Source organism: Sporolactobacillus terrae DSM 11697, from assembly GCF_000648615.1.
Lineage (GTDB): Bacteria > Bacillota > Bacilli > Bacillales > Sporolactobacillaceae > Sporolactobacillus > Sporolactobacillus terrae.
This window is the reverse complement of sequence record NZ_JFZC01000070.1, coordinates 1-5,995: the sequence shown is the minus strand read 5'-3', so window position 1 is coordinate 5,995 and position 5,995 is coordinate 1. Positions and strand designations below refer to the sequence as shown.

The 5,995-nt window shown below is 41.8% G+C and carries 9 protein-coding genes; all 9 read right to left on the bottom strand.

Annotated features, from left to right (window positions below; all coding sequences use genetic code 11):
• Positions 1–139: 139 nt before the first annotated feature.
• A complete protein-coding gene (locus tag AA84_RS0113470; RefSeq protein ID WP_028977636.1) occupies positions 140–592 on the bottom strand; it encodes a sigma-70 family RNA polymerase sigma factor in 453 nt (150 codons plus the stop codon).
• Positions 593–885: 293 nt separating this feature from the next.
• Complete coding sequence (locus AA84_RS18445; RefSeq protein ID WP_028977635.1) at positions 886–2,058, bottom strand: hypothetical protein; 1,173 nt, start codon at positions 2,056–2,058, stop codon at positions 886–888.
• A gap of 145 nt (positions 2,059–2,203) precedes the next feature.
• Positions 2,204–2,395: a hypothetical protein gene (locus AA84_RS0113460; protein ID WP_028977634.1), complete on the bottom strand. Its 192-nt coding sequence runs from the start codon at positions 2,393–2,395 to the stop codon at positions 2,204–2,206.
• Positions 2,396–2,623: 228 nt separating this feature from the next.
• Complete coding sequence (locus AA84_RS0113450; protein WP_028977633.1) at positions 2,624–3,121, bottom strand: hypothetical protein; 498 nt, start codon at positions 3,119–3,121, stop codon at positions 2,624–2,626.
• Positions 3,122–3,534: 413 nt separating this feature from the next.
• A complete protein-coding gene (locus tag AA84_RS0113440; RefSeq protein WP_152540381.1) occupies positions 3,535–4,011 on the bottom strand; it encodes a hypothetical protein in 477 nt (158 codons plus the stop codon).
• Positions 4,012–4,159: 148 nt separating this feature from the next.
• Positions 4,160–4,306 (bottom strand): hypothetical protein, encoded by a 147-nt coding sequence (locus AA84_RS19085; protein WP_160168732.1) that lies wholly within the window; start codon positions 4,304–4,306, stop codon positions 4,160–4,162.
• The gene (locus AA84_RS19080; RefSeq protein ID WP_160168731.1) at positions 4,303–4,449 is read right to left on the bottom strand and encodes a hypothetical protein; all 147 of its coding nucleotides are present in this window, start codon (positions 4,447–4,449) and stop codon (positions 4,303–4,305) included. The genes AA84_RS19085 and AA84_RS19080 overlap by 4 nt, the downstream gene beginning before the upstream one ends.
• A complete protein-coding gene (dnaB, locus tag AA84_RS0113420) occupies positions 4,439–5,743 on the bottom strand; it encodes a replicative DNA helicase (RefSeq protein ID WP_028977631.1) in 1,305 nt (434 codons plus the stop codon). Before dnaB ends, AA84_RS19080 begins: the two co-directional genes overlap by 11 nt.
• A partial coding sequence (locus AA84_RS19075) for a hypothetical protein (RefSeq protein ID WP_037563729.1) occupies positions 5,736–5,995 on the bottom strand: 260 nt, incomplete at its 5' end. The genes AA84_RS19075 and dnaB, both read right to left, overlap by 8 nt.

The following is a 5,995-nucleotide window of genomic DNA, read 5'->3' as shown; positions in this document are numbered from 1 at the left end:
TTCAAGCGCAGAAGGTCAGATATTCGCAGTCCAACACAGATACCAAGCAAGAAGATCATAAAGTCACGTTCGGATCTGCTTCTCAAATACTCATACATTCGATTGATTTTTTCCTGGTCCCGAATTGGCTGCACAACGTTCATGCTCTCCCTCCTAACCGGTGGTGATTGATTTTCTTTTGTGCACGTCTGATCGTTGTAGCTACTGTGCTTTTCTTGACACCCAGCAGCTCCGCTATCTCATCCAATGGCAGCATCTCGGCATGGTGCATGACATAAATATCCGTCTCGCGCTCCGTGAGTTCTGAGAGAGCAGCATCTATCTTTTTTCTATCTGATTCGCTTAACTCAGAAGGCTCCTGCGGTTCGGGATCCAACTGAATCGCATCAATTAAATCCGGATCCATAAATCGAACCTCTGAGCGACGATTTGCTCCACGCTTAAAATCAGGATTAAATCCGCAATGGATCCATGTCAGGGCAAAATGCATGTCACTTAGCATTTGGCCAATGATCGTTTTTTCTGTACTATTCGGAGCTGAGGCATAAGCTTTATTTGCCAGTCTGATAGATCGTCTGTATTCATAAACCATTGTTCGTACACTCAAATGACACACCTCACTTTTGTTTGAATGCTCCACCCTTGACGCGCCTGTATGTTGGTCCATGAATGCCCATCAAATTCTCAATCACGTGTTGCGGCATCTTTTCGGAACAATGGCTGCGTTTTCGAGAACGATTGCTATTAGAACTGGTACAATTCGTGCTATTTTCAGAACGATTCATGACTAACACCCCTTTTTGGCAAATAAAAAGAGGACACCGATTAAGCGCGTAAACGCTCAATCAGTGCCCTGGGTTCTTCCCTCAAGCAGAATGCTCTATATTAATCTGCAATTCTTAGCAATTCTTGATAGCTTTCCCTACGATCAGTATTACTTTTATTGTTAAAATCAACCGTATTATACCATTCAATCAGCTTGTCCGTCTCATTAGCACTCAGAATACGATTTCCAATGTAGGCAAAAAACGCACTCAAATCAGAAATATAGTCAATGCGTTCTGGATTACCAAGCCGTTTTTGCTCAATAAATTCAATTGCTTGGTTCAGACCTTTTAATGTCATATTTATGCACGTTTGAATTTCATCAACGCTAAGCTTAACGAGTAATGATTCTTTCGTATCTGATGGCATAGGACTGTAATTCAACGTATGCGGTTTACCGGTAATTTTTTCATATGCGCCGTTTAAGGTAGCAATTGGAATAGATACTTCAGTTTCCTTTTTTACGATTAGATCTCCCAAATTGTTGCTTTCCATGATTTCAACAAACTTATTTGTGTATTGCCCATAAATATCAATGCCCTTTGATTGTAAACGAGACAATCGCATCTGGATAGAAGGTACCCTGCTACCCGCTAGGTTAAGAATATCAAACCATTCGACTTGTTCCTCTTCTGTCATTCCCTTTGCAAAATTCAAAGTATAGTTATATCCGAATATTTTATTTCTCACTAAAACAAGGGTATTTAATACTTCGAATCCGTTCGCCATGTTTTCGTTAACATACTTCATAAAAACATCATTATCTTTGTTAAGCAACTTACCGACCGGAATTTGATTTTCTTTAATTTGGTGTTGATGAACCTCGTCAAATTTCCCTTTGCTTAAATCGAGAACAATATTTTGGAAGTCGGGATGATCTGAATAAGCTTTAAAATTACAAGTCAATCTTTGTTGCCCGTCATTAACCGACTGCTTCCCAGTTGTATTGGTTACAGGTTTCCGTTCGATAAAAGTTACTTGAGGCCCACTTTCGCGCTCATCAAGAATAATGTTGATAGAAATTGGTGCAACCGGAGCTTTTCCAACCAATTGGTAGTTTAATAAAGCTATTGATTTTTCAAGCGTCCAGCGCAATGCAGTTTGGAATGCGGGTAAAACCAAGTCTTCTTTCATGATTTGATCACATAAATCCATAATGCTTGCAGTTCTCGTTTCTTTTGTCGGATTAAAACTAACTGCCTGTTTTAACACTTTTGAAATTGCTCTTGCCATAAGACCGTCCCCTTAGCTGCATCTATTATTCATAAAATACAATCCATATATTTTATATGCTGCCAGTTAAATATATATCTATATAACGCCTTTGTCAACGGTTTTATACCAATATTATATGTTAGCTGCTAAATATAGCAGCTAACTATATTTTTACCTGCCCACAGTTCCTTATCCTCTTATGGCTTATAATGTCTTGCCACTTGCCATCTTTCCAAATCACTTCATCCGTTCCAAAGTCCTTCGCCTTGACCTTTGTCATTCGTCCATTGCTCACCAGGTACATTGCGTTTTCCATCAGATCTATTTCAGCTTTCATCGTCTCTATGCTTTGCATATCGGTTATCCCTCCTGATATGGTAAAATGAGGTATCAGCTACGGTCGGAGGGATCCGATCTTTTTTTATTTATAAATTGTATGGAATTTCGGAAATCTCTTCTGACACTTCTTCATCAGTCATTTGGCTAACATCTTCATAGTCATATCCTGCTTCAACAGGCATTTCTCTTTCGTCCATCTCTATCACTCCCTTTTTTTTACGCCATAGTGTCGTACTGTGAAACATCATTTTCTTAATTGGTACCAATCCCAAAATAATTTCATAGCCTCATCCGTATCTTTAACTGTCGTAGGAGACCAGTAAGCCTGTCTTTCTTTGTCCTCTTTAATCCGATCCACTTTTCCATAATCATCATAAAGTGATAAATTCTTTTGTTCTTTCAACGCGCGTAGCGTTGAATTTCGAATAAAGCGAGACTTGTCCGAGCAGCACGAAGAACCTTCCAATTTTTCAATTCTTTTTTCGTGAAAATGGTCGTACAATCCGTTGCCAATAAAACGGATAATTCCTTTGTTTGGTTGTTCCGGAATATTTATGATTACTTCAATCAATTCGCCAAAGTCGAAATAGGCAATATCCAATCTTTCCAAGAAACGATTTGGGTTTTTATCATATGCGTTTTTTAGAGCATCAAATGTTTCTCTATTATCATTGATTACATCATTTGAAAAACTTTGCGCCAATGTTTGAAGCATAAACTTTATATCTACCTTCGTATTCATTAAATTCATCTCCTTCGTTTTAGTGGTCAACTGCGCCTCTCAAACCAAAAAACAACGTTCGCTTTTGTCTCTTTTAGAAGTCCATATTTTTTAGCCAGAACATACTGAGTATGATATTGGTTCAAGCTATTAATAAACCCTGTAATTTTCTTCCGAAATCCTTCAACGCTTAAATTACCTTTTTGAATATTGCAGCTTGCACAAGCAGGGACAAGATTATACATATTCTCATTCTCGTGATGTCTTTCTGTGTCTGACCACCAATTACGAATAATCGGCTCAACATGGTCAGCGTGCCATCCTTTTTACGGAAGATCACAGCCACAGTACCAGCACTTTCCGTCTGTCTTGTTCCAGATTTTCTGGCGTTTCTTATTCATCGGTTCACCTTCTTAGCAGCTGTCACCTGTTCATCAAACCAATTCAATCTGCAGCTTCTTTCTCCGTTCATGAAAAAGTTTTGTTCGAGCTTCTTTTCGGCTAATCGGAAATATCGGTTTGATGTAGAAACTAATATCGATGTCAGTCCCATCAACTTCGATATCCGAATACTCAATCGCCTTATACCATGAGCCCTCTAATTTGAATACATGTCCAAGAGTTGTTGATCTTTTCAAACGTTCATCGTCGAATTTACAACGAACGTGCGCTTCTCTCCAGTGTTCAATAGGAGTAAATACTTTTTCACCGTCTGAGTAGTTTGTTTTGTTTAGATCCTGACATGTATACCAGATTGTCAGATGTTGGCCGTAAAGTTCATACTGGTTAATTCCAATGATTAAGAAAATATGATCATGATATTCCATTGTGTCGCCAATCCGTTTTGGATGTTTAAACAATCGGGTTGATCTTCTCAATACTCTAATTGGACTCGTCAAATCCGCCGGCATTCAGATTCACCTACGTCTTCGTTCCTGTTTTCCTTCAGTCCTTTCAGTTTTCGTTTTACCAATATTGATCCACAGAGTAACGCTGCAATCGCCATAATTCCATTGACCAGGAGCAGGAAAATTACCAAGCAAAGTGCCACAAGAATAATCATCTGCTCACATCCGTTTCGCCTGTAACGATTTCCCAACCGTCGCGCATTTTTTCACGTGTCTGTTTCCAGGTTAGATACTCGGCAGTAAAGATCAGCGCGCCTTCATGCCTTTTCTGCAAGTACACAAAGTCTCGTCTTTTCATTCGGCACCGTCCTCGGTCAGGCATGATTCCCGGTAATTGACTTTAAGGACTTTGTCCGTTTGCTTTTCCCAAAACTCTCGCGTACATCCTTGTGCAATTATTAGCCAGTCAATCATTTCCTCACGCTCCGCTTTACTGAGCATAGGCAGCCACCGCCTTTCGGTCGAGATTGACAAACTTGGCATATTCTTTGATGAATGCTGCTTCCACGGTTCCTACTGGGCCGTTGCGCTGCTTGCCAATGATGATCTCAACGATGTTCTGCTTTTCAGATTCGCGGTTGTAGTAATCATCGCGATACAGGAACAGGATCAAATCGGCATCTTGCTCAATATTTCCTGATTCACGCAGATCGCTGAGCATTGGCCGCTTGTCTTGCCGTGCTTCCACGCCACGCGAGAGCTGGCAGACCAGGATGATCGGCAAATGATAGCGCCGGGCGAGCTGTTTCAAACCGCTAGTGACTGCGCCAATGGCCAAATCTCTGCGCTCATATTTCCCGGTGATCTTGATAAAGCTCAAATAGTCAATCACAACCAGATGTTTCTTGTCCGGATGCTTTTTGAGCGATTTTCGGATAGTGGCGCGAATACTGGCAACGGTCTGTGCCGGCCGATCATGGATGGAGAGTGTCCAGTGTTCGTAGATGCCCATGCTTTGGATGACACTCTCGACATCTCCGGCATTCATGTAGCGTTCCGGATTGCGCCATTTCCCCGCGTCAATGTTGCCAATCGCCGACAACAACCGCTGCTGAATCTTTGTCTTCGGCATTTCTAGGCTGAATAGATCAACAACCACATCAGCAGCTGCAGCACTCTTTGCCACGTTCAGAACAAAAGCTGTTTTACCCATTGATGGCCGACCGGCAACGATGATCAGATCGTCATTTTGCAAGCCGCTTGTCATAGAATCAAGATCCGTTATGCCTGTGGTTACTCCTGAAATATCGCCGCGCTTTTCGAAAAGCGAATCATAGATGTTCATCATGCTTTCCCGATCAGACAATTCATCATCCATAACCTGCTGATCTGTGATCTCATCCAGAGACTTAGCGAGTTCTTCAATGCCTTCGGTGCTTGGATTGTTCACAAACCGATTGGCTTTAGCCCTGGCTTCGCGCAGCTTGCGCGCATCGTTCAAAATGCGTTCGTAGAATTCAAAGTTTGCTGTAGTGGCAATCCCGTTGACCAGCTGTGCTATGTAGTCAATACCGCCAATCTGTTGGAGCTGATCTCCGAGTTGCCTAGACAGTGTCACCGGATCAATCGGTGATTCTTTGAGATTTAACGTTTCAAAACCCAAGAAAATAGCCTTGTGTGTTGCTATTGAAAAATGATCTTGTGTCAGCCAGCACTGATCCATAAGCTGGTTATCAAACAAGATTGAACCGAGTACTGCTTGTTCGGCTTCTATAACCGATCGATCTTCACTCATGCGCAAACACCTCCAAACGCGGAAGCTGCTTTTTTACCGGATTTGCCTTTGCTTCAGCTTCCCAGCGCTGCATTTTCTCTGTTTCCTGGTTTAACTTAGAGCGTCGCTGATTGACAACAATATCTGCAGGCAATGGAACCGCATGCCGGATCTGCGGATCACTCACGTAGCGATAAAAGCGTTCCATCGTCGCATCAAAGTCTGCGTGGTGTGTCGTGGCAAGCCAGATGTTCATGTACGTTTCATCGGCAA